General features: G+C 35.6%; 19 protein-coding genes. 18 read left to right on the top strand and 1 reads right to left on the bottom strand.

Translation table 11 applies throughout. From position 1 onward, the window contains the following. Positions 1-237: 237 nt before the first annotated feature. The 5 genes from WH267_RS08440 to argH all read left to right on the top strand — a co-directional run bounded on the left by WH267_RS08440 (position 238) and on the right by argH (position 5,998). Positions 238-1,377, top strand: a complete 1,140-nt coding sequence (locus WH267_RS08440) for an aspartate aminotransferase family protein (protein WP_123319653.1) — start codon at positions 238-240, stop codon at positions 1,375-1,377. A gap of 32 nt (positions 1,378-1,409) precedes the next feature. Further along, complete coding sequence (locus WH267_RS08435) at positions 1,410-2,369, top strand: N-acetylornithine carbamoyltransferase (protein WP_340007328.1); 960 nt, start codon at positions 1,410-1,412, stop codon at positions 2,367-2,369. A 160-nt stretch (positions 2,370-2,529) separates the two neighbouring features. After that, positions 2,530-3,324, top strand: coding sequence for an acetylglutamate kinase (gene argB, locus WH267_RS08430; RefSeq protein WP_340007326.1), 795 nt, complete (start codon positions 2,530-2,532; stop codon positions 3,322-3,324). Next, entirely contained in the window at positions 3,299-4,381 is a 1,083-nt protein-coding gene (locus tag WH267_RS08425) for a M20 family metallo-hydrolase (protein ID WP_340007324.1), read from the top strand. The genes argB and WH267_RS08425 overlap by 26 nt, the downstream gene beginning before the upstream one ends. Positions 4,382-4,693: 312 nt before the next feature. After that, on the top strand, positions 4,694-5,998 hold the full coding sequence (gene argH, locus WH267_RS08420; protein WP_340007322.1) for an argininosuccinate lyase: 1,305 nt from the start codon (positions 4,694-4,696) through the stop codon (positions 5,996-5,998). Positions 5,999-6,287: 289 nt separating this feature from the next. Here argH and WH267_RS08415 read toward each other — a convergent pair whose 3' ends face one another. Beyond that, positions 6,288-6,749 carry an Lrp/AsnC family transcriptional regulator gene (locus tag WH267_RS08415; RefSeq protein ID WP_045495405.1) on the bottom strand — a complete coding sequence of 154 codons (462 nt, stop codon included), beginning with the start codon at positions 6,747-6,749 and terminating at the stop codon, positions 6,288-6,290. Positions 6,750-6,988: 239 nt separating this feature from the next. On the opposite strand from WH267_RS08415, the gene WH267_RS08410 reads away from it, so the two are divergent. The 13 genes from WH267_RS08410 (at position 6,989) to WH267_RS08350 (ending at position 24,098) form a co-directional block, all read left to right on the top strand. Continuing rightward, positions 6,989-7,879: an aspartate carbamoyltransferase catalytic subunit gene (locus WH267_RS08410; protein WP_115972289.1), complete on the top strand. Its 891-nt coding sequence runs from the start codon at positions 6,989-6,991 to the stop codon at positions 7,877-7,879. Between the two features lie 217 nt (positions 7,880-8,096). Then, positions 8,097-9,170 (top strand): carbamoyl phosphate synthase small subunit, encoded by a 1,074-nt coding sequence (locus tag WH267_RS08405; protein WP_340007313.1) that lies wholly within the window; start codon positions 8,097-8,099, stop codon positions 9,168-9,170. A gap of 39 nt (positions 9,171-9,209) precedes the next feature. Next, on the top strand, positions 9,210-9,563 hold the full coding sequence (locus WH267_RS08400; RefSeq protein ID WP_115972287.1) for a four helix bundle protein: 354 nt from the start codon (positions 9,210-9,212) through the stop codon (positions 9,561-9,563). Between the two features lie 58 nt (positions 9,564-9,621). After that, positions 9,622-12,804, top strand: a complete 3,183-nt coding sequence (carB, locus tag WH267_RS08395) for a carbamoyl-phosphate synthase large subunit (RefSeq protein ID WP_340007310.1) — start codon at positions 9,622-9,624, stop codon at positions 12,802-12,804. A 118-nt stretch (positions 12,805-12,922) separates the two neighbouring features. Beyond that, entirely contained in the window at positions 12,923-13,366 is a 444-nt protein-coding gene (locus WH267_RS08390; protein ID WP_115972285.1) for a hypothetical protein, read from the top strand. 87 nt (positions 13,367-13,453) lie between these two features. Then, positions 13,454-13,828, top strand: coding sequence for a hypothetical protein (locus WH267_RS08385; RefSeq protein ID WP_340007307.1), 375 nt, complete (start codon positions 13,454-13,456; stop codon positions 13,826-13,828). Positions 13,829-14,210: 382 nt separating this feature from the next. After that, the gene (locus WH267_RS08380) at positions 14,211-16,982 is read left to right on the top strand and encodes a S8 family serine peptidase (RefSeq protein ID WP_340007305.1); all 2,772 of its coding nucleotides are present in this window, start codon (positions 14,211-14,213) and stop codon (positions 16,980-16,982) included. 10 nt (positions 16,983-16,992) lie between these two features. After that, complete coding sequence (locus tag WH267_RS08375; protein WP_340007303.1) at positions 16,993-18,639, top strand: hypothetical protein; 1,647 nt, start codon at positions 16,993-16,995, stop codon at positions 18,637-18,639. A 64-nt stretch (positions 18,640-18,703) separates the two neighbouring features. Further along, positions 18,704-19,150, top strand: coding sequence for a M91 family zinc metallopeptidase (locus WH267_RS08370; RefSeq protein ID WP_340007301.1), 447 nt, complete (start codon positions 18,704-18,706; stop codon positions 19,148-19,150). Between the two features lie 242 nt (positions 19,151-19,392). Then, the gene (locus WH267_RS08365; protein ID WP_340007299.1) at positions 19,393-20,187 is read left to right on the top strand and encodes a hypothetical protein; all 795 of its coding nucleotides are present in this window, start codon (positions 19,393-19,395) and stop codon (positions 20,185-20,187) included. A gap of 69 nt (positions 20,188-20,256) precedes the next feature. Beyond that, entirely contained in the window at positions 20,257-21,093 is an 837-nt protein-coding gene (locus WH267_RS08360; RefSeq protein ID WP_340007297.1) for a hypothetical protein, read from the top strand. Positions 21,094-21,219: 126 nt separating this feature from the next. Then, positions 21,220-21,717 carry a hypothetical protein gene (locus WH267_RS08355; protein ID WP_123319635.1) on the top strand — a complete coding sequence of 166 codons (498 nt, stop codon included), beginning with the start codon at positions 21,220-21,222 and terminating at the stop codon, positions 21,715-21,717. 209 nt (positions 21,718-21,926) lie between these two features. Beyond that, the gene (locus tag WH267_RS08350; protein ID WP_340007294.1) at positions 21,927-24,098 is read left to right on the top strand and encodes a TonB-dependent siderophore receptor; all 2,172 of its coding nucleotides are present in this window, start codon (positions 21,927-21,929) and stop codon (positions 24,096-24,098) included. Positions 24,099-24,186: the final 88 nt, after the last annotated feature.

The following is a 24,186-nucleotide window of genomic DNA, read 5'->3' as shown; positions in this document are numbered from 1 at the left end:
AAACTAACATCAAATCCGACTTAGGAAAATGGAGCGTTAAGAAAATTAATTCTGTGAACGTTAAGAAAATTCTACTGTTCGAAGTACGAGGTGTATATAAAATCGAAGAACTCGTTTAGAATTCGCACAAGTTTTAGAATTTTTAGAGAATAGAACTAATTTTTAGCGGAAGTTTCCAGGTCTTGAACTTTTGTTTCTTTTGTTTTAAGACAAAAGAAATTAATTAAAAACAAAAAAATGAATTTATTCAACGTATATCCATTATTCAATATAAATCCAATTAAAGCTCAGGGATCTTTCCTTTGGGATGATAAAGGAGAGAAATACCTTGATTTTTACGGTGGACATGCTGTAATCTCTATCGGTCACAACCATCCGCATTATCAAAACAAGCTGAAAGAGCAGTTGGAAAAAATTTCTTTCTATTCTAATTCTGTTCAGAATGAATTACAGGTAGAGCTGGCTGATAAGCTTGGAAAACTTTCAGGATATGAAGATTATAGCCTTTTCTTATGTAATTCAGGAGCTGAAGCTAATGAAAATGCATTGAAGCTTGCTTCCTTTCACAATGGAAAAAGTAAAGTGCTTTATTTCTCGGGATCATTTCACGGAAGAACTTCTGCTGCAGTTTCTGTAACGGATAATCCAAAAATTGTTGCTCCGGTTAACTTTTCAGAACGATTTATCAAATCTGAATGGAATGACATTAAGCAACTTGAAGAAACTTTTGCCGCATATGGAAATGAGATTTCATCAGTCATTATTGAAGGAATTCAAGGGGTAGGTGGAATCATGATCCCAACACCGGAGTTTTTATCTAAAATTAAAGAATTGTGTGAAAAATATGACACTGTTTTGATTCTGGATGAAGTCCAGTCAGGATATGGAAGAAGCGGATATTTCTTTGCCCATCAGGAATTCGGAATTGAAGCGGATATCATTACAACAGCTAAGGGAATGGGGAACGGATTTCCTGTTGGCGGAGTTTTGATTAGTCCTAAGTTTCAGGCTAGTAATGGTTTGTTAGGAACAACATTTGGAGGAAATCACTTAGCCTGTGTAGCTTCGATTGCAGTTCTGGATGTAATGAAAGATGAAAATCTTATCGAAAATACTCAGCAAATGGGTGAGTATATTGAAAATGAAATTAAAGATTTATCCCATATTAAATCAATCCGAAGGAAAGGACTGATGATCGGAATAGAACTCGACAGAGACTGTTCAGAAGTAAGGAAAAGCTTACTGTTCGATCATCATATCTTCACTGGAAACTCTAATGATAAAAGTGTTTTAAGGATTCTTCCGGCACTGAATATCAAAAAAGAGGAAACAGATCTTTTTATCAGCGCTCTGAAAGAGGTGTTGGGAAATATTTAATAGGTATTAAAAATCTTTACAATCAATTCAAAATGAAAAAATTCACTACTGTAAGTGATGTGAAAAACTTGCAGGAAATTATAAAAAAAGCTTTAGAAATTAAAACAAACCCACTTTCTGAAACAGAAAAAGGAAAAGGAAAAACAATTGGTCTTGTATTCTTAAACTCAAGTTTAAGAACCCGTTTAAGCAGCCAGATTGCAGCGCAAAACCTGGGATTGAATGTATTAACTCTAAATGCAGCTCAGGAAGCCTGGAATCTTGAATTTGCTGACGGAGCTGTGATGAATGGAGATACCGTAGAGCACATCAAAGATGCTATTGAAGTTTTAAACCAATATTGTGACATCATTGCTGTACGTTGTTTTGCCGGAATGAAGAGCAAAGAAGACGATGTAAACGAAAGTATTCTGAGCCAATTCGAAAAACATGCAAAAGTTCCTGTTATTTCTTTGGAATCAGCAACTCGCCATCCTTTACAAAGTCTGGCAGACTGTATTACGATTACAGAAAACTGGAAAAAAGACCATAAACCAAAAGTAGTTTTAACCTGGGCACCGCATATCAAACCGATTGCTCATGCAGTAGGAAATTCTTTTGCAGAATGGATGCAGGAAATGGACGTTGAGTTGGTAATCGCTAATCCGGAAGGATATGATCTGGATTCTGCTTTCACAAAAGATGTAAAGATTGTTCACGATCAGGATGAAGCGTTAAAAGATGCTGATTTTATCTACGTAAAAAACTGGTCTTCTTTTGACGACTATGCAGCAATGCCTGAAGTAAAAGAAAACTGGATGCTTACCAATGAAAAACTGGCGAATACCAATCAGGCAAAAGTAATGCACTGTCTTCCGGTTCGCCGTAATGTAGAATTAAGTGATGAGGTAATGGATGGAGAAAATTCCATTATCTACCAACAGGCAAAGAACCGAATTTACTCAGCACAGGCAGTCTTTAGTGAAATTTTGGAAGGCTTGAAAGTTGAATAATTCTTTTGCAAAATCCTTGACAAGGATTGAAAATTCAACAAGACATAATTAATCCAAACAGAGTCCTGAAGTGACAATTTAATCTAGGGTTGGAATACATTCCAATCAATTTAAACCCCAGGTAGAATGGAAATTCTATCAATACAATAAACATAAAAAAATGAAACAGAAAATATACATCATAAAAATAGGCGGTGCGCTCATTGATGATGAACGATTACTGGATCAGTTTTTAGATCAGTTTTCCGAAATTAAAGAAAAGAAAATCCTTGTTCATGGTGGTGGTAAGTTAGCCACAACACTTGCTGATAAACTGGGAATCGAGCAGAAAATGATTAATGGAAGGAGGATTACTGATAAAGAGACATTGGATATTGTAACGATGGTATATGCAGGGGGAATCAATAAGAATATTGTTGAAAAACTACAACATAAAAAATGTAATGCCATAGGGTTTTCCGGAGCAGATGGGAATCTTATTAAAGCTAAAAAAAGAGAACATCCTGAAATAGATTTCGGTTTTGTAGGAGATATCAATAAGAAGAGTGTCAATAAGAAACTTGTTTCAAAGCTTATCAAGCTGGATCTCATTCCTGTATTTTCTGCCATTACCCACGATAAAAAAGGAAATCTTTTTAATACCAATGCAGACACTATTGCTTCTGTAATTGCTCAGGCATTGTCTGAGAAATATGAAGTGGAATTGCTGTATTGTTTTGATAAAAAAGGAGTGTTGGAGAATGTGGATGATCCGGAATCTCTCATCAAAAGTATTTCTGAAGACGATTTTACAACGCTGAAAGAAGAAGGAAAGCTTCATAAAGGGATTTTACCCAAACTTGAAAATGCTCTTGGAGCAATAAAAAATAATGTAAACAAAGTGTTTCTGATTAAAGAAACAGAATTGAAAAACCATATAGAGAATCATCATGCAGGAACCGAAATCTGTTTATAATAAAGAAGAATTGCTAAGCAATGCTGTTGAATTACTTAAAAATTTGATTGAAATTCCTTCATTCAGCAAAGATGAATTCAATACGTCAGTGGAAATTGAAAACTTTTTCAAAAAGCACCAGATCCCGACGAAACGTTTTAAAAACAATATCTGGGCGGTCAATAAAAACTTTGATGTATTTAAACCTTCAGTTTTACTCAATACGCATCATGATACGGTAAAGCCAAACAAAGCATACACGCTGGATCCTTTTGTACCGATTGAAAAGGATGGGAAGCTGTTCGGATTGGGAAGCAATGATGCCGGAGCCTCTCTGGTTTCCATGGCGCAGGTTTTTTTACATTTTTATGATAAAGAAGATTTAGAATATAATTTAGTGATTGCGTTGACAGCAGAGGAGGAGATTTCAGGTTTTGACGGAATCGAGGCTCTGTTTCCACAGTTACCTAATATCGAGCTTGCCATTGTAGGAGAACCCACGCAGATGAATCTGGCAATAGCGGAAAAAGGACTGTTGGTGATTGACGGAGAGATGAAAGGAACTCCTTCTCATGCTGCTCATCCTAATGATGATAACTCCATTATTAAATGTATGGAGGATCTTCAGGGAATTTTAAATTTTAAATTCCCAAAGGTTTCAGATTATCTGGGCGAAGTAAAAGTTACTCTTTCAGGAATGAATGCCGGAGTGCAGCATAACGTAGTGCCGGAGTCTTGCCATTTTACATTAGATGTAAGGGTAACGGATGAATATTCCAATAAAGAAGCCTTTGATATCATTCAGTCGCAGATGAAATCAAAGCTTACCGCAAGGTCATTCAGGTTAAATTCATCAAAAATAGAAATGGATCACCCGTTTGTAAAAGCAGGATTGGAAATAGGAAGGACAACCTATGGTTCACCAACATCTTCAGATCAGGCGATTATTCCATGTACATCTGTAAAACTGGGGCCTGGAGACAGTAGGCGCTCTCATACAGCGGATGAATTTATCTATATCAATGAAATAGAAGAAGGTATAGAGATCTACATCAAAATTTTGGAAAAAGTGTTATAAAAGATGGGAGCGGGAAGAAGGAAGAAAGGATTGTGGTTTACTATTAACTTTCAGCCTCTAGCTTCAGACCTCCAGCTTAACATATATTTTGACTAATGCTCAGCAGGCAATAAAGTTCACGTTTTAATAAGGATTTATGCAAACAATACGATTAAAAGTGACTTTACATATTAAGGAAATGTTTTTTTATAGTTAATAGTAATAATAAGGATAGTCTTGCTGGGCTTGTCAAAATCAATCAAATATTTTAAATCGGACTGTGATGAAATCAGTATATGATAACCTGCAGTCTTAGAAAATCAATCAGTACTTATGAAAAAGATATGGCAAAAGGATGACCTGGCCACCAATATATTAGTCAATAACTTTACAGTAGGAAAGGATCTTGACTTTGATGAGCGTTTAGCAAAATATGATGTTAAAGGTTCTATGGCACACTGTACAATGCTTGCAGAGACCGGAATTATTTCTCAGGAAGAATCCGGGCAGATGCTGGCAGTATTAAATGATATTTTACAGCAAATTGAAAATGGTAATTTTGAAATTGATAAAGAAGCTGAGGATATCCATTCTCAGATAGAAGCAATCCTAATTACAAAATTAGGAGATACCGGAAAGAAAATTCATACGGCAAGATCAAGAAATGATCAGGTTTTATTGGATGTCAAACTGTATTTATTAGATGAGATCCGTGAAATTACTGCATTGACCGATGAGTTTTTCCAGATTTTGATCCAATTGGCAGATCAGCATAAAGATGTGCTGCTTCCGGGATATACCCATTTGCAGATTGCTATGCCTTCTTCTTTCGGATTGTGGTTTGGAGCTTATGCAGAAGCACTTTTGGATGATGTTGAAATGTTGTTTTCAACTAAAAATATCATCAATAAAAACCCATTAGGATCAGCGGCAGGCTATGGTTCATCTTTCCCGATCAACCGTGAAAGCACCACTTATAATCTGGGATTCCAGTCTATGAACTATAATTCAGTCTATGCTCAGATGACTCGTGGAAAATCTGAGAAACTATTAGCAATGGCAATGGCAACTCTGGCAGGAACACTTGGGAAATTTGCCTATGATGTGTGTCTGTATCTGAATCAAAACTTCAATTTCATCAGCTTTCCGAAAGAATTTACAACGGGAAGCAGTATTATGCCGCACAAAAAGAATCCGGATATCTTTGAGCTGGTTCGTGCACGGTGCAACAGAATTCAGGCGTTACCAAATGAATTGATTTTGCTAACGAATAATCTTCCGTCAGGATATCACAGAGATGTACAGTTGACGAAGGAAATTCTCTTCCCTGCAATTGATTCATTAAAGGAATGTCTGGAAATCTTAAGCTATACTTTACCGAATATTCAGGTGAAAGACGGAATTCTGGAGGATGAAAAGTATAAATACCTGTTCAGTGTAGAGAAGATCAATGAAGAAGTGAAAAACGGAAGCTCTTTCCGTGATGCTTATGTGAAAGTAGGGCAGGAAATTGAAAATAATGAGTTTGAATTCGAGCCGGGCGCTTTGAATCATTCACACCAGGGAAGTATAGGAAACCTTTGCCTGGATAAAATAGAATACCAGTTCAATAAACTGAAGAATAAATTATTAGGTTAAAATCTAAACCATTAAGATAATAAAAGCTTAGGCAGACATAAAAATCTAAAATTACTTTAGATCGCCTTATGTTTTATCGTTGTGAAATCCTTAAATCTTAATTGCTTAAGCTGTCTTAATGGTTGGATTTTATTTTGATCTTTGAATTTGATGATTGAACCATTTAAGGTTCTTTAAGATAAGATGAGTTAAGAAAAGTTTGAATTTTCTGCATAGCTTTATAATTAGCTTGCAGATATCCTTAGCTATTCTTCATCACTTAAAGTTTCTAATGGTTTAAAATTGAAAACTATTCAAGGTCAATCTTGAATTTAGTAGACTTTTTCACCTCATGAAGTACAATAGAACTGTGATACTGTCCGATATTAGGAATGTTTGAAATAACATTGACCGCAAATTCATTATAAGAATTGATGTCTTTGGCAATAATCTTCAACATATAGTCATACTCCCCGGAAAGACTGATGATTTCCTGTACTTCATCATACTTTCCAATATGCTTCTCAAAGGTTTCCAATACCTTCTTGGATTGCTCTTTAAGACGTACATTACAGTAGACTACAATATTCAGACCCAGTTTCTCACGGTTTAAAAGACCTACATACTTCTGAATGATCCCCTGCTTCTCCAGTTGTTTGATTCTTTCATACGTCGGAGTGAAGGTAAGACCTATCTTTTCTGAAATTTCTTTAACAGATAAGGTGGAGTCTTCCTGTATAATGCTGAGAATCATTTTGTCTTTTAAATCCATAGAATATATTTGAATGTTAACAAAAATATCAATTTTAAATGAGAATAAGAAGTACTGAAGTTTTTAATTTATTTTAAACTTAATTTTTGTAGGTTCATAAAATTGTTATATCTTTGCACCTAATGAATAAAAAAGCATTTATATCATTAGATTTACCGGGCGAAAGCGCCCTTTACGATATTTATTGTTATTAGCGAAGATTGTTGTCTTCGCTTTTTTTATGCTTAAAAATTAAGATTATGTTTACGATTACAGAACTAAGTACCGAGAAAATCAACAGTATACTGACAGAAGCAATGGCTTTTAGAAATGGAAAAACTGCTAAAATTGAAGGCGAAGTTTTTTGCTCCAATCTTTTCTTTGAAGACAGTACAAGAACAAAAACAAGCTTTGATATTGCAGAAAGAAAATTGGGATTGCAGGTGGTTCCCTTTGATGCTTCACACAGTTCTGTAAATAAAGGAGAGAGTCTTTATGATACGGTAAGGACAATTGAAAGTCTGGGAGTAAATTTAGTAGTGATCAGGGATAAGAAAGACAGATATTTCGAGGAACTGGAAAATATTAAGATTCCTGTCATCAACGGAGGAGACGGAACAGGAAACCATCCTTCACAATGTATGCTGGATCTGATGACCATCTATCAGGAATTCGGAAAGTTTGAAGGATTAAAAGTAGGAATTGTAGGAGATGTAAAACACAGCCGTGTTGCCAACTCAAACGCTGAAGCTTTAAGAAGATTAGGCGCTAAAGTATATTTCTCCGGACCTGAACAATGGTTTGACGAAGGAGCACTAATCAATGGAACTTATCTTTCAGTAGATGAACTGATCGCTGAAGTAGATGTTCTGATGTTATTAAGAATCCAACATGAAAGACACGATGCTGCCATGAGTTTTACAGCATCAGACTATCATAAAAAATATGGCCTGACCAAAGAAAGAGAGAAGGCTATGAAAAAAGAAGCAATCATCATGCACCCGGCACCTATCAACAGAGGAGTGGAAATAGACTCAGACCTGGTAGAATGTGAACGTTCAAGAGTTTTCAGACAAATGGAAAACGGTGTTTTTGCCAGAATGGCCATCTTAAAAGATGCTCTGCAAGAAAAAGGGTTTACTTTTAAGTAAAAAGAGCCAGGATAAAAGTAAAAAGTATAGTGAGCTCCGTAGGAGCGACCTGTTAATAGCCATGGGTGGAAACCCCTGGAAAAATAAGAAATACAATAATAATATGAGCCCTGTAGGGGCGACCTATTAATAACCATGGGCGAAGCCCTTGGGGAATAATAAAAAATAGCCTCCAAGAGGCGACCTGTTAATAAAAAAGAAAATCTAAATAGAAAAAATGAAGAAAAAATTAATACTGGAGTCCGGTGAAGTGTTTCATGGAGAAGGTTTCGGAGCAGAATTGGAAACTGCAGGTGAAGTAGTTTTCAATACCGGAATGACAGGGTATCAGGAATTGATCTCTGACCCATCATACTGTGGTCAGATAGTTTGTATGACCTATCCGCTTATCGGGAATTATGGTATTAACCGTGATGATTATGAAAGTATTGAGCCGGCAATTAAAGGACTTATCGTAAAAGAACTTTGTGATCTTCCTTCCAACTTCCGTACTCAGATCACTTTAGATGAATTATTTAAAAAGAAAAACCTTTCTGGAATTTCAGGAATTGATACAAGAAGACTGACAAGGATTCTTCGTAACTCCGGAGTAGTGAAAGGAAAAATTGTGAATGCAGATGCGGATGAAGCAGCTACAGCTGCAGAGCTGAAAACAACTACTTTCCCAATCAACCAGGTGGAAGAAGTTTCTACAAAAACACCTTATGCAAACCCTAACAGAGGTTTCAAAGTAGTATTGGTAGACTTTGGTGCCAAACTGGGAATTATCAGAGAATTATCTCAAAGAAACTGTGATATCACTGTAGTTTCTCATGATACAACAGCAGAAGATATCCTGTTGATGAATCCGGATGGAATTATGCTTTCCAACGGTCCTGGTGACCCTGAAGATGTTCCACACGCACTGGATATGATTCGTGGATTATTAGGAAAAGTTCCAATCTTCGGAATCTGTTTAGGACACCAGTTAATTGGTCTTGCTTGTGGAGCAAAAACTTTCAAACTGAAGTTCGGACACAGAGGAGGAAACCACCCTGTACTTGATTTAGCAAAAAATACAGTAGCGATCACATCTCAGAACCATGGATATGCAGTAGATCAGGAAAGTTTAAAAGGAACAGACCTTGTAGAAACACACATCGCTCTGAACGACAGAACAAACGAAGGTTTGAAACACAAAATCCACCCTTGTTTCTCCGTTCAGTATCACCCTGAAGCAAGCCCAGGTCCTGAAGATGCAAACTACTTATTTGATGAGTTTATCCAAATGATGGAAGACTTTAAAAAGTAATGAGATTTCAGATATTAGACATCAGATAACAGACTTATTATGCACAACTTTGAAAAACTGGTTTTTTGGCAGAAATCAATTGAGCTTGCAAAGCAGGTTTATATCATTTGTGTAGAATTACCTAAAGATGAAAAGTTTGGTTTGATTTCTCAAATTAAAAGATCTGTAATCTCTATTCCTTCAAATATAGCAGAAGGGGCAGGAAGAAATAATGATAAAGAATTTTATCACTTTCTTGGAATTGCAAATGCTTCCTCTTTTGAATTGCAGACACAGTTAATTTTAACGAGAGAGTTAAATTTGCTCGAAGCAGAAAAAGTCAATGGTTTAATATCAAATCTGAATGAAATTCAAAGAATGATTTATACATTCAAATCTAATTTAAAAAAGTAAAACATCTGTTGGATGTCTGAAATCTGACATCTGACATCTTGTATCTAAAAAAAGAAAAATGGCAAAACGTACAGATATAAAAACAATTTTAGTAATCGGTTCAGGACCTATCATCATCGGGCAGGCAGCTGAATTTGATTACGCAGGAACGCAGGCTTGTCTGTCTTTGAAAGAAGAAGGCTACAAAGTAATTTTGATCAATTCAAATCCTGCAACAATTATGACAGATGTAGAAATCGCAGATAAAGTATATATCGAGCCGATTTCATTACAGTTTGTAAGCCACATTATCAGAAAAGAGCGTCCAGATGCATTGTTACCAACGCTTGGAGGGCAGACTGGTCTTAACATGGCGGTAGAACTTGAAAAATCAGGAATTCTTGAAGAATGCAAAGTGGAAGTATTGGGAACTAAACTTTCTGCCATCAACAGAGCGGAAGACAGAGACCTTTTCCGTGAGCTGATGAGAGAATTGAATGAGCCAGTTCCAGAATCTGATATTGTAAACACGGTAGAAGGAGCAATTGCCTTTGCTAATGAGATCGGATATCCTGTAATTGTTCGTCCTGCCTTTACCATGGGAGGAACAGGTGGAGGTATCGCTTCCAACGAAGTAGAATTGAAAGAGATTGCTGAATTGGGACTGAAACACAGCCCGGTTACCCAGTGTCTTATTGAAAAATCAATTGCAGGTTTCAAAGAAATTGAATACGAAGTAATGCGTGATGCAAACGACAATGCCATTGTGGTTTGTAACATGGAAAATATAGATCCGGTTGGAGTTCACACAGGAGATTCCATCGTAGTAGCACCTTCTCAAACGCTTTCAGACAGAGAGTACCAATTATTGAGAAATGCATCCCTAAAGATCATCAGAGCATTAGGAATTGAAGGTGGATGTAACGTACAGTTAGCGCTAGATCCACATTCATTCGAATACTATATCATCGAAGTAAACCCTAGAGTATCCCGTTCATCAGCTTTAGCAAGTAAAGCAACAGGATATCCGATTGCAAAAATCGCTGCAAAGATTGCGGTAGGATTAACACTGGATGAAATCATGAACCCGGTAACAGGAAAGACATACGCATGTTTCGAGCCTGCTCTGGATTATGTGGTGACTAAATTCCCAAGATTTCCATTCGATAAATTCGAAACAGCAGACAGAAGACTTTCTACTCAGATGAAAGCAACTGGAGAAGTAATGGCAATCGGAAGAAACCTTGAAGAGTCTTTACAGAAAGCGATCCGTTCATTAGAAACAGGAATCAAACATTTAGGATTAAAAACTAAGCAGGCTCAGGCCCTTACAGCTGAAGAAATCGAAAGAAGAATCAGAGTGTGTGATGATGAGAGATTATTCATCATCGGAGATGCTTTAAGAAGAGGATATGATTGGGAACAAATCGTAGAATGGAGCAAAATTGATAAATTCTTCATCTGGAAACTGAAAAAGCTGGTTGATTTCGAAAAAGTTATCGCTGAAAATAAATTTGATAAAGAAACATTAATTGAAGCTAAAAGATTAGGTTTCGCAGATATCAATATCGCAGTACTCTGGGATGTAAAAGAACGTGAAATTTTCAACTTCAGAAAAGAAAACGGAATAATGCCGGTTTACAAAATGGTAGACACTTGTGCTGCTGAGTTTGAATCTGAAACCCCTTATTTCTACGGAACTTACGAAGAGGAAAACGAAAGTGTAGTTTCTGACAAAGAAAAGATCATCGTTTTAGGTTCAGGACCTATCAGAATCGGACAGGGAGTAGAATTCGACTACGCAACAGTACATTCAGTTTGGGCAATCAAAGAAATGGGTTACGAGGCGATCATCATCAACAACAATCCTGAAACAGTTTCTACAGACTTCTCTATCTCAGATAAATTATACTTCGAGCCATTAACGGAAGAAGATGTAATGAATATCATCGAGCTTGAAAAACCTAAAGGAGTAGTGGTACAGTTCGGAGGACAGACTGCTATCAACCTTGCAGATAAGTTAGCTTCTCACGGAGTACAGATCTTAGGAACTTCATTAGAAGACCTTGACAGAGCTGAAAACAGAGATAAATTCGAAAAAGCACTTCAGGAGATGGGAATTCCTCAGCCAAAAGGAAGAACTTCCACTTCAAAAGAAGAAGCGATCAAAATTGCGAACGAAATCGGTTATCCGGTATTAGTGCGTCCAAGCTACGTTCTTGGAGGTAGAGCAATGGAAATTGTTTACGCAGAAGCAGAATTAGCTCACTACATGGAACACGCAGTAGATGCAAGTCCTGAACACCCTGTTTTGGTTGACAAATACATGGTAGGAAAGGAAATTGAAGTAGATGCCATCTGCGACGGTGAAACAGTGGTAATTCCAGGAATTATGGAGCATATCGAAAGAGCAGGAGTTCACTCCGGAGACTCTATCGCAGTATACCCGCCACAGAATATTTCACAAAGTGAAATTGATACTTTAGTAGATTATACCCAAAGGCTGGCAAAAGGATTGAAAGTGATAGGATTAATGAACATTCAGTACGTTCTTTTCGAAGGAAATGTATATGTGATCGAAGTAAACCCACGTTCATCAAGAACAGTTCCTTTCTTATCTAAAATCACGGAAGTTCCAATGGCGAACCTTGCAACGAAAGCAATCCTAGGACAGAAATTGGTTGATCTTGGTTACAAAAACGGATTGGTTCCGAATAAAGAAGGAGTCTTTGTAAAAGTACCGGTATTCTCATTCTCAAAACTGACAAAGGTTGACATCTCTTTAGGCCCTGAAATGAAGTCTACAGGAGAAGTTATGGGGAAAGATACTACGTTAGAGAAAGCCCTTTACAAAGGATTGGTCGCAGCAGGAAGAAAAGTTCCAATGCACGGTTCTATCTTGTTCACAGTAGCAGATAAGCACAAGGAAGAAGCTGCTGATTTGGCAGCAAGATTCCATGAAGTAGGGTTCAGAATCTGGGCTACAGAAGGAACAGCAAAATTCTTCGAAGAAAAAGGAATCCCTTGCAAAATAGGGTACAAGATTGGAGAAGAAAGTGTAAACCTTATCGACCTGATCCAGAAAGGAAAAGTTCAGTATGTAGTAAACACCACTACAAAAGGAAAACAGGCAGAAAGAGACGGATTCCAGATCAGAAGAATGAGCGTGGAAAACGGTGTTCCTTGTTTAACTTCAATGGATACAGTAGAAGCAATCCTAAAAGTAATTGAAAGCATGAGTTTCAAAATGGAGACGATGTAATTTCGAAAAAATAAATATGATAAGCCCTGCAAGAAAACTTGTAGGGCTTTTTTATTGGATAAGTTTATGAATCAAAATATTTTTTTATTTTTACAAAAACCATCTAAACTATGTTAAAATGAGTATAAAGGTAATTACCAGAGGATTTTTAAGTCTTATTTTCGTCCTAGTGTTTTTTGGATGTTCTTATTTGACAGATTTTTACATTCAAAACCTGACTGCAACTAAAAAAATAATAAAGATCAATTATAATTATCCGATCTCAAAAGCAATTGCCAATGATCCTGGCAGCTTTGAGTTTAATTATGAGAATGAAATATTGACACCCCGGTCTTTTCAAAAAATCAAAAGCCTAAAGTCTCTTGAAAAAAAGGTGGTAGGTGATTCTGCCATTGTTCTGGAAATTTATCCCAATTCAACAACAAGAATTGATAAAAGTCATAACGGACATTGGAGGGAGAAGATTAAAAGTGTTGAGATGGATGGGAAGGTATTTACTCCGGCAGAATTAAAAAATAAAACGAAGTTTATTAGTAATGATTATATTTTAAAAATTAACTAAGCATGTTGTGGAATATAAATCAAATCTGTTCAAAAGACTATTGGGCACTATGATTGAACGTTTTAATTTTAACATATCTAAAATTCCATGAAAAAAACACTTCTAATATTCACTGTATTAGGAATCGCATGTATGATTATTTTTAATATCGATTTTCCATTAAATGATCAAAGTATATATGGAAAATACCTCAATAAAAATTTTGATAATCTAACTTGTTGTGTGGAGGCTCCTCATGTAGCAGATACTCTAATTTTATATAGAAATGGTACATTTAAAAGTAAATTTTATAGTGTTGGAACATACCATATTGAGAATGGAATAAATCCTGAAATAGAACTACATTATAAGGAACTTGACAAACCAGCTATCTATAAAACCTATTTTTCAAATAAAATTTTTAGAAAGCCAAGGATCATTCTGAATGCAGATTTAAATCACTATTATGAAAAATTGGATTAGCAGGTTTTGAATTTGAGCGGAAATTTAATTAAAAAAGTACTTTAAATAGTCCACTTAATTGAAGTTAATTTATTGAGTGTCTAAAATATCTTAAACCTAACAGGTTTCAAAAACCTGTTAGGTTTTTTTATATCCTGATTATTACACAAAAGTGCTATTTTTTATTATAATGATTCATGATAACTTTGAATAAAATATTCTGAGAAATAGTGATATTACAGCTTATTGAGCATTGTTCAGTAATTTTTTATCGCTTTCTTTAATAATATTATTTATCGGAGAAATTGTTAGTTGCTGATATACTTTACAGTTTATTTAGGATAAGTTTAGTGTTGTTTCAGTTTCTCTGGTTTTGAATTAATAACCTTAAAAACTTAATATTATGTTTAATTCTTTAAATTCTGGGGAAACAAAAGCAGTCATTGTTGACAAGCTGGCGAATCAGTATGATCAAATGATCAGGGATCAAAAAAAGCTGGAAAAAGTACGTTTGTTAAACTATCCTCTCATAAACCTGGAGGATGATCAGAAGCGTTTTGAGACCAGAATTGCCCGTGAGGATCTTAATTTCCGTTTAGGAATTGAAAAAATAACCGGAGAAAATGATCTGGTAGATATTGTAAATCTCTCAAAAGTACTACAGATTTCCAAATCAGTATGCAGGATTTTGTATAATAATCAACCCCTTGGATCTGGCTTTTTAATCAATGGAAATATTTTAATGACCAATAATCATGTGATTTCAAGTGTGGAAGAATGTGCAAATATTAAAGCTGAATTTTTTTATGAAATTGACGAAGAAGGAAGAATTTTGAATCCCATCCAATTCAGACTGGAGCCGGAAACATTCTTTTTTACTTCAGATATTCAAAAAAAGACGGAAGATGAATTTTCCGGATTAGACTTTACAATGGTTGCATTAGAAGAACTTAATGCCAGAGGAAAAAAAATTGCAGATATTCCTTCTTTAGAAATAGATGGTAATGCTGGTAAAATAACTAAAGGAGGAACGTGTATTATTATTCAGCATCCTAATGGCCAGCCTAAAAAGACCTCGCTTAATAATAATTCTTTTTTTTCCGAGACTCAGGATCTGATTATGTATGAAACAGATTCTTTGTCGGGTTCCTCAGGCGCTCCGGTTACAGCATTAGGTACTTGTGAAATAGTTGCTCTGCATCAGACTGGAGTACCTAAAATGGATGAAAATAAAAGACCTCTTACAAAATCAGGGGCCATTGCCAGTTTAGATACACCGGATGATGAAATTGAATGGGTGGCCAATGCCGGAATTCGTATCAGTAGAATATTAGAATTTCTGCAAAAGAAAAATTTTGATGATCCTGCTCACAATGTAAAGAAAAGCGAAATCCTTGCAAGAACCAATAAGATCAAAAAAGAACTCAAAGAAGTCGTTAAGAATCAGCCGGAGATTTCTCTTACCCAAGTAAAGGATGAAGCAAAAAAACTGAAAAATCCTGTTTCTGTAATTGATAATCAGGTGCTGAATACAAAAAATGTTGTAGATACTGCCGATGGCTCAAAAAAGTTTCCATTCATTATTCTGGCGAAAAATAACCCGGAAAATTTTAATAACCTTGAAACAGAGCTTACACTGAATTATGGAAAAGACTTCGATCTTTATCTTGCTACTCCGGTTTCCGCAAAAGAAGATGAGGAAGAATTATTTGTACTGAATATTTCTGCCGAAGGTAAGAATCCAAACGAATTTGCAAGAGAATTACTTTCATTAGAAGAAATTATTCATGCAGAATATGACAGTGAAATTTATCTCAATATGGAAGTGGCTTATGATGAAGAGTTTAAAGCTTTCGAGAGCTCAGGTTCAAAAGATTTTAACAATGAGAAGCATTTTCTTGAATTATATAGTCAGTCCAGTAAATATGTAAAAGGAAAGACTAAGGAAGATTACAGACAGTGGAATTGGAAAGCCGTGAATTATAACGGAGGTATAACAAATATCATTGGGAATTCAGTAAAAATCGTCCAGTTTGATACAGGGTATTCCCATCATCCGAAAAACTATGGTTCATTTGATCTTACTGAGGATTATGATTTTGTAGATGATGATGACAACTCCAGAGAAGAAGAACATCATAAAATATTTACTCTGGCAGATGCCGGTCACGGTGCTAGAACAGGGAGTATTATTATTGGAAACCCTTATTCTGATGCAGAAGAAAACGGTAACTGTGGTTTATTAAATCAAAACGGTGTTAAGCTTATTCCTTACAGGGTTGCACAGGATGTAATAATTATAGGAAGGCAGGAAGAATTGGCAAAAGCAGTGGATGCAGCCATTGCAACGGGAGCAAAAGTGATTACTACAAGTATGGGATTACCACCTACTATGACGACTTATAATCTGGCAAAAAAAGTATATGAAAAAGGCATTATATGGTGTTGTGCAGCAGGAAATGAAGTGAAAGAAGTCGTTGCACCTGCCGTACATCCCGGAACCATTGCAGTAGCAGCATCAAACCCCGATGATAAAGAATGGAAAGGATCATGCAGGGGAGAAGCCGTAGATATCACAGCTCCAGGAATGCATGTTTATGTGCCAAAATCCTTAAAAGAAGATTCGGGCTTGTTCCGCTATGGAATGGCATATGGACATGGAACGAGCTATGCCACTCCCCATGTTTCATCTGCAGCTGTACTTTGGCTTTACAAAAACAGAGAAGATTTGAAAGCTTATCATGGTTATCAGGTTGTTGAAGCATTTAGAACCAGTCTTAAAGACTCGGCAAGAACCAAGCACAGTCTTCCTTCTAAAGACTTCGGGGCAGGGATTTTAGATGTTGATAAGCTTTTAAAAACTAATCTTCCGGCTGCTTCCAGTTTAAATAATGCATATAATGGTGAAGATATAAGCCGTATTGCTATGGGGTTCAGAACCGTTGGGGAAAGCTTGAAGATGCTTTGGAACGGAATTATGAGAAGCATTATCAAAGGTGTGAAAAATGAAGAAAGTCTTCAAGATGAGGAGTATGAAATGTCTGATCATGCCAAAAAAATTGTGAAACGTAATACCTTTATGGGTAGAACTGATACAGAAAGTATAAGTAATCGTGAAGAAAATGAATCACTTGCCACATTTAATGCGATAAGAGATAAAGTGCTTACTCCTTAAAACACAAATTATGAAAAATATATTCGATTTTCACTTTCATTTGTTGTTTAAACATTTGATCAGCAAAAAAGATACTGGCCGCCTTCCTCTAAGCTCCAATTTTAAAACAAAAGGAGTAATGAGTATCATAGATGAGTTTATGGGTAATGCATTCGACAGCCAGTCTTCACCTGGAATGGTAAAAAGTAGTTCACTCGGGTACGGAGTGACAGCTCTTATGGCTATGGAATATGCATTTGCAGAAAATATAAATGGTTTTTTTAAAGGCTTTAGCTCATCTAAGCTTCCCATCAACTGGGACTTTATAGATCGTGTGAAAAACAGAGAAACTACCTATTTTGATTTGTTGAAAGAAGAAATTGGCTATTATCAATCAAATTATGCTATGCTGGAAAATGATTTCAAAATAAAATTTATCAGCAGGAAAAAGCCTTCTGATGAAGATATTTTTAACAATCAACAGTATACTTATCTTGCATTTTCTGTTGAAGGTGCTCATAACTTTTCGAATGCTAAAATAAGAGATACAGCCACAGCTACGAACCCGGAAAAGTGTTATCGTGAAATTCAGAATGATGAAGAAAATGTAGATATTTTCAGTATTAATCTTGTTCATCTTAGTGAGATCCCTGAACAGCATATGTGTGGTTTTGCACAGGCTTTAAACGGTACAGCACAAATCGCTTTCCGGAGTGAAGATTTTATTCCAAAGTCAGGTTTTGGGATCTCTGACAAGGGAAAAGATTTTATCCGGACTGTATTCCTTCATTCTAACCCTTCCCTTATTGACATTAAACATATGAGTGTTTTTTCCCGTCACAAATTTTATCAGTTCCGGGAAGAATTGGGATCAGAGCATCCGGAAACGCTTCGGTTACCAATTATTTCTTCTCATACCGGGTTTACATTTTCTTCAATAAAAGACTTTTTAGAACAGAAAAACTATCGTTCTGATTTTAGATATGTTCAGGGTAAAACGATCTGCGAAATTCAGTCTAAAAATCAATCAATAGGTAAAACAGATTTTCTTTTGAATAATAAATTATTTTCCAATCCATGGACAATCAATCTATTTGATGAGGAGATTTTGGAAATTATGAAAAGTAATGGACTTATAGGAATTTCGATGGATCAGCGTATTTTAGGAGCTGCTAAAAGTATGATGGATGGTTCCAGACCCGACTATTTTAAAGACCCGGAAGCAATACCTCTTTACGAATGGCGTAAATGGTTTAAAGAAGGAACTTTTGATCTTAAAGAAGCCTTTACAACCGAATCCAAAACAGACCGTGAAGTAAGACACATCTATCTGCTTTGCGCGCACATTCTTTATGCCGTAAGATTAGGGTATTCAGAAATGAATTGGGTAGGAGAATGCAGTCCATGGGATCATATCTGTATAGGATCTGATTATGACGGACTTATAAATCCTATAAATCCCTATGATGATGTGACAAGTTTAGGAAAACTTAGAAATGATCTTCTTGTTTATTTACCAATTGTAGATAAAAGACTGGAACCGTTGAAGGAGATCAGAGTGTTTAAAAACAAAAATTCTGAACCTATAGAAGAAAGCTATCTTGTGCAATGTGTAGATAAATTTTTGTCTGAAAATGGAAAGAATTTTTTGAAAAGATTTCTTAACAATTGGAATTAGAGAGCGTAGACTTGGAATCTTATATTTTTTCTAATCAGTAGCTTTAACAAAAAAACAAAAAACTATGAAACTTATTTTTAAGGGGGATCAGATCAGTATTAAGATTGCCGTTGACAAAGCAAATGAAATTCTGAATAATTCCGAATTTTTTGAACAAATTAAAAAACTTCCTCAGTTTTATAATACAAAGCTAACCCCTACTCAGATTTCTGATATTCTCAGAGAAGCAAATCAGGAAATTCAAATAGAAACATATTGGCAGATCAACCCGTTTAGACCAAGAACCTGTGTAAATGCAAAAACCGTGAGTACAACTTTGATAAAGCTTAATACACGCTGTTTTAGTAACAACTTAAAAACAGCAGTCAATACATTAATTCATGAAAGTGTTCATGCCGCTGATTTTTTAAATGGTACCTGGGATTTTACTCATGTAGATAATACCAATGAAGGAGAGGAAGATAATACAGCACCATGGTTGATTGGTAAATTAGCAGAGCGATTTGTTTAATTCAATGTAAAAAATGTCCGACTTCTGGGATTGGTTGGTTCATTCATACATATAGCATTATAGTCGATGTATTTTTAGACACATAAATGTCATTGATGAGCCGGAAATACTTGTCATCATCCATAGTTTGTGGTATCAATTGTAGGCTTTCAGGTTTATCAAATAAATTATGGAGATAAAATAGTTTTATAAAAGTAATCTAAATTCCTCTCCAGGCCGTATATTAGCATAAAGAGAGTACCATGAAATACAACTATTTATTTTACATTCCGTTATTGGCAATTATTTCCTGTAATAAGCCTGAACAAAAAGATAAGGCTTCTGCTTCTGCTATTCCCAAAGAATCAGTCACTTTAGCATCAGTAAAACCTCAGGTCGGGAAAGAAATATCATGGAAAGGATTGCTCAACGGGAAAACCCCAGTGTTTATCCATTATCAACTGGATGGTAATGTAATTGTTGGAGAAATCACATACCTGAATACTAAAAACAAATTGCCTATTACTCTTTTGGGAACCATTGACGATGATAATAACTACAGGATTTTAGAATTTGAAAAATCTGGAAATATAACGGGTGTTATTACCGGAAAGCCCGCGGCTGGTGATTTCAAAGGAAGTTGGTTTTCACCAAAGACCAGAAAGGAACTTGTACTCAATCTGGTAAAAAAGGATACTGCTCTTGTTTCAAAGGAAATAGAAACAAAAGTAGAAGATCTGTTTGGGCGTTATCATTACCAGTATAGTGAGGCAGGATATCAGGGAGATTTGGAAATTAAAAGATTGCCCGATTCAAAAGCAGTTTTTGGAATAACATCAATTACCGGAGAACCTGCAAGAAATCTTGCACAAATAGATGATGACACCATCAGCCTTAAAACAACTGATTTTACTTATAAACTGCCAGATACAGACGATTGTGAATTTAGAGTAAAGTTTTACAAAGGATTCGCTTTGGTTCAGTATACCCAAGGAGTATGCAGCGGACAATTCGGATTGAACGCCACCATTGCTGGAATATATCTGAAGACAAAATAATAAATAGTATGCTGACCGTTTATTGCCTTGAGGGGGAATGAAAATAGGTAACATGATGATCAATAATACATGGATAAAAAAGCAATAAATATTTTATTTAAAGCCATAAAGACCTCTCAGGATGAAAGTTTAAGTGATTGGTTTGATTGGGATTCTTATATGCAATATATTACCAAAGACGATTTTGAGTATGCAAAAAAGTATAATGTAATGTATGAGCAGGAAAATATCAGTCATGATGATATTTGCAGAAGAATTAAGACTGCCGTAGCTAAGATTGAAAAGCAGGATGTTGTCAATGCCTTTCTTTACAGTTTAAGTACAAGGCAATTGGAATATCGTTCATTTTTATCAAGCTACTGTATTGCACAATCATTGTCAGAACATAGCTTTATAGCCAGCCCGGAACCTAATGAGGGAATTTGCGCAGTCTGTGAACTTCATACCTTTGAATTTGAAGAACCTATTGAGTTTAATACCATCAATTATTTTAAATATAAATACGGGGCCTGCTTTGATAGCTTAATCCAGGTGTTGTTTGATGTAGAACAATTTCCGAAACTACCTGTTGTCATGCCTGGTGATAATGATGATAAGATATTACATGAACTGAAAGAAATCATTGAAACCTCAGAGCCGAACGATAGGATTTCTCAGCTTAAAAAACGGATTTCAAAAACATTCAAATCAAATGATGATGAAAGGGTAGCATTACTGGAAATTATGGGAGTTATTGGTATTTTACATGATGATGAGCATTTTGGGTATGCTGAGCAGTATATTACTTATCCTGAAAGAAAACACAGACCAATCAGAAATGATGATGTAGGGTATCCCGCACGATGGTGGCAGGGAAAATTCGGAATTGATGCTGAAAAATGGGAATATTGGTTTGGAAAGAATTAATAGTAAAACTAACCTGTTTAATTTTTTTTGCTGATTTATATAAGAGGTTGTAAATTAGGGGATCATAAATATATAATTCAATATTTGTTATAACCTGATCTAATTTCACCAAACTATAAAACAACCATGGCAGAATATTACGCAAAATCCAATGATTCTTTATCCTTTGAACTTACTAAGGACGATCAGTTAATAGGAAAGCTTATTTATAAAAACTGGTTCAGGTTTAATGCCGAAATAGAAGTTTCAAACCATTCTTATCTTGTAGAACCAAAAGGTTTTTGGGGAACCACCATTGAATTGAAAGATCATGATAAAGTTCTTTTAAAATTCAGGATGAACTGGAATGGAGAAATAGTGGTACAAACATATTTTGATGGAATAAAAGAGAGCTTTGCTTTTAAACATAGAGGAGTATTTAAAGAAGCATTTGTACTTACAGACCAAGAAGGAGTTGAACTTTTCATAATGAAACCCCATCTTAAATGGACCTCTATGAATTACGAATATCATATTACTACCTCTGACAGTTTTGAAGGATTCTCCAATAAAGACTTATTGTTGTTTACTTCATTACATTGTGCCAATTATTATATGTCTATGATGGTGGCTGCTATTGTCTAAGAGTTTGAATAAACCATACAGAATATTATGATTTCCGCCAAAATAGAATGTGTAAATTTCATCTGCAATTGATATAAAGGGTTTTCGGAACACCGAAAACCCTTTATTTATGGCCTTTTTCAAGTTTTTAAATTTATGATTTGTGTCATATTTTTATTTAGAATTAATAAAAATAAAGTACTTTTGCGGCACTAAGCTTAATTATAAAAATGAAAAAAACTATTATTTCTGCATCATTATTAGCAGTCACCATGCTCAGTGCACAGGAAAGTGATACCCTTAAAGTAGCAGAGATCCAGTCAGTCTCCCTACAGGGAACTCATAATTACAGAACCAAAAAATCTGAATCCGTAGCCAGGCTTCCGTTAGAAAATCTTGAAAATCCAACCGTTTACAATCTTGTTCCTAAAGAAATCATCAGTGAGATGAGCGCAACCGACTTCAATACGGCGATGGCTTCGGTTCCTGGAGTAGTAGTAAGCAATAGTGTGAACGACAGTGGGAATGATGTTTTCCTGAGAGGGTTCAGCTCCAATGCCAGTTTCAGAAACGGGTTAATTCAAAACCCAAGGGTACAGTCGGAGATTGCAAATGTTGAAAGAGTAGAAGTAATCAAAGGACCATCAGGAACCTTATTTGGTGGAACTTTGGCCAATTATGGCGGGGTTGTGAATATTGTAACTAAAAAACCACAGGAAAACTTCGGTGGAATCATCAATTATACTACCGGAAGCTGGGGAATGAACAGAATTACAGCAGATGTCAATACTCCTTTAAATAAAGAAAAAACAGCATTGGCAAGGTTTAATGTAGCGGGGTATTCTCAGGATTCTTTTCAGGATGCAGGATATAATAAAGGAGTATTTTTCTCTGGAAGTATTTTATATAAGGTAAGTGATAAGACTACTGTAACCTTAGATACAGAATTTCATGCACCGGAAAAAACGTTGAATGCCTATGTGAGACAGTCTGAAAAATTGACTCTTCACTCAATGAAAGATCTTGAAGCTGTTCATGGCAGGTCGTTTACGAGTAACGATGTCGGATCGAAGAGAACCAATTTTGTAACAATGGCTGAAGTTACCCATAAATTTAATGATCAATGGACTTCCAGAACATCCTACCAAAGAGGAGAAGCCAACGAGAAAGAGTCTGTCTTTTTGGTATTGAACTATATGGATAATAACAGGGTAAGTAGAAGTATCCGTCCTTTTGACAACTATAAGATTACAACAGATAATATTCAGCAGAACTTTATTGGAGATTTTAAAATTGGTGGTTTAAGAAACCGATTGGTAGTAGGATTGGATTATTTCCAGCAGACCAGCAAAAACCAATATCCGGTATTTACAGTGGGTAAAAATACAAACTCTGCATTTGCTCCTTATCCTTTGAATGGAATATTCGGAGAAAATTACGGTACTGAAAAAGGAAATGATATTGTTATATTAAATGACAAATCAGATTGGACTCCTATTTCGCGTGACGTTGTAAAAAAACTTCCAAGAACCGCTACAAAATATGAAATCTCTCAATACAGTACATACAGTGCCTATGTTTCCAATGTATTAAATGTTACAGATAATTTTCTTGTAATGGCAAGTTTAAGAATGGATCATTACAAAAATGGAGATATTAAAAGAAATGGAGTAGCCGGAACCGATGGCTATAGCCAGACGCAATTTTCCCCAAAATTTGGTTTGGTATATGAAATTAAAAAAGATGAAATCTCATTCTTTGCCAACTATGTGAATGGATTTAAGAATATTGCTCCAGGACCTAATCAGGATGGAATTCTTACCAAATGGGATCCGGAACAGGGAAATCAGTTTGAAGCCGGATTTAAATTAGATCTGTTTGGTAAAAAGCTACTGTCCACTATTTCCTATTATAACATGAGAGTGAAGAATAGAGTCATTGAAGATCCGGGAGGTTTGGGAAAAAGACAGGATGGTAATATCAAGAATCAGGGATTTGAAATAGATCTTGTCATCAATCCGGTAAAAGGATGGAACATTGTAGGAGGGTACGGGTATAATGATAACCGTTATGATGATAGAACTAAAGATGCGGGAAAGAGAGTAGCATGGGCACCTAAACATGTTGCAAACTTATGGACAAGCTATAAAATCATGGACGGAGCTTATGAAGGGCTTGGTTTCGGAGCCGGATTCAACTTTGTAGATAAAACCTATATCAACATCGGAAACCATTTCCTGGCACCAGCCTATACAACAGTAGGTGCTACTGTTTTCTACGATAAGAAAAAATACAGAATCGGTCTGAAAATGAACAATGCTTTGAACCAAACCTACTGGAATTTCTACGGACAGCCACAAAAACCGAGAGAATTTCTGGCCAACTTCGCATTTAAATTCTAATATTTTTTAAAAACAAAAAACCTTGTCTCAATCTTAAAGTTGATTGGAAAAGCGCAATGGCGCAAATAAAATCAGAGATTTCCAGCAG

The organism is Chryseobacterium sp. MYb328, from assembly GCF_037572595.1.
Taxonomy (GTDB): Bacteria; Bacteroidota; Bacteroidia; order Flavobacteriales; family Weeksellaceae; genus Chryseobacterium; species Chryseobacterium pennae.
Note: the sequence above shows the minus strand (reverse complement) of the source record. Positions and strands in the feature narration are given on the sequence as shown.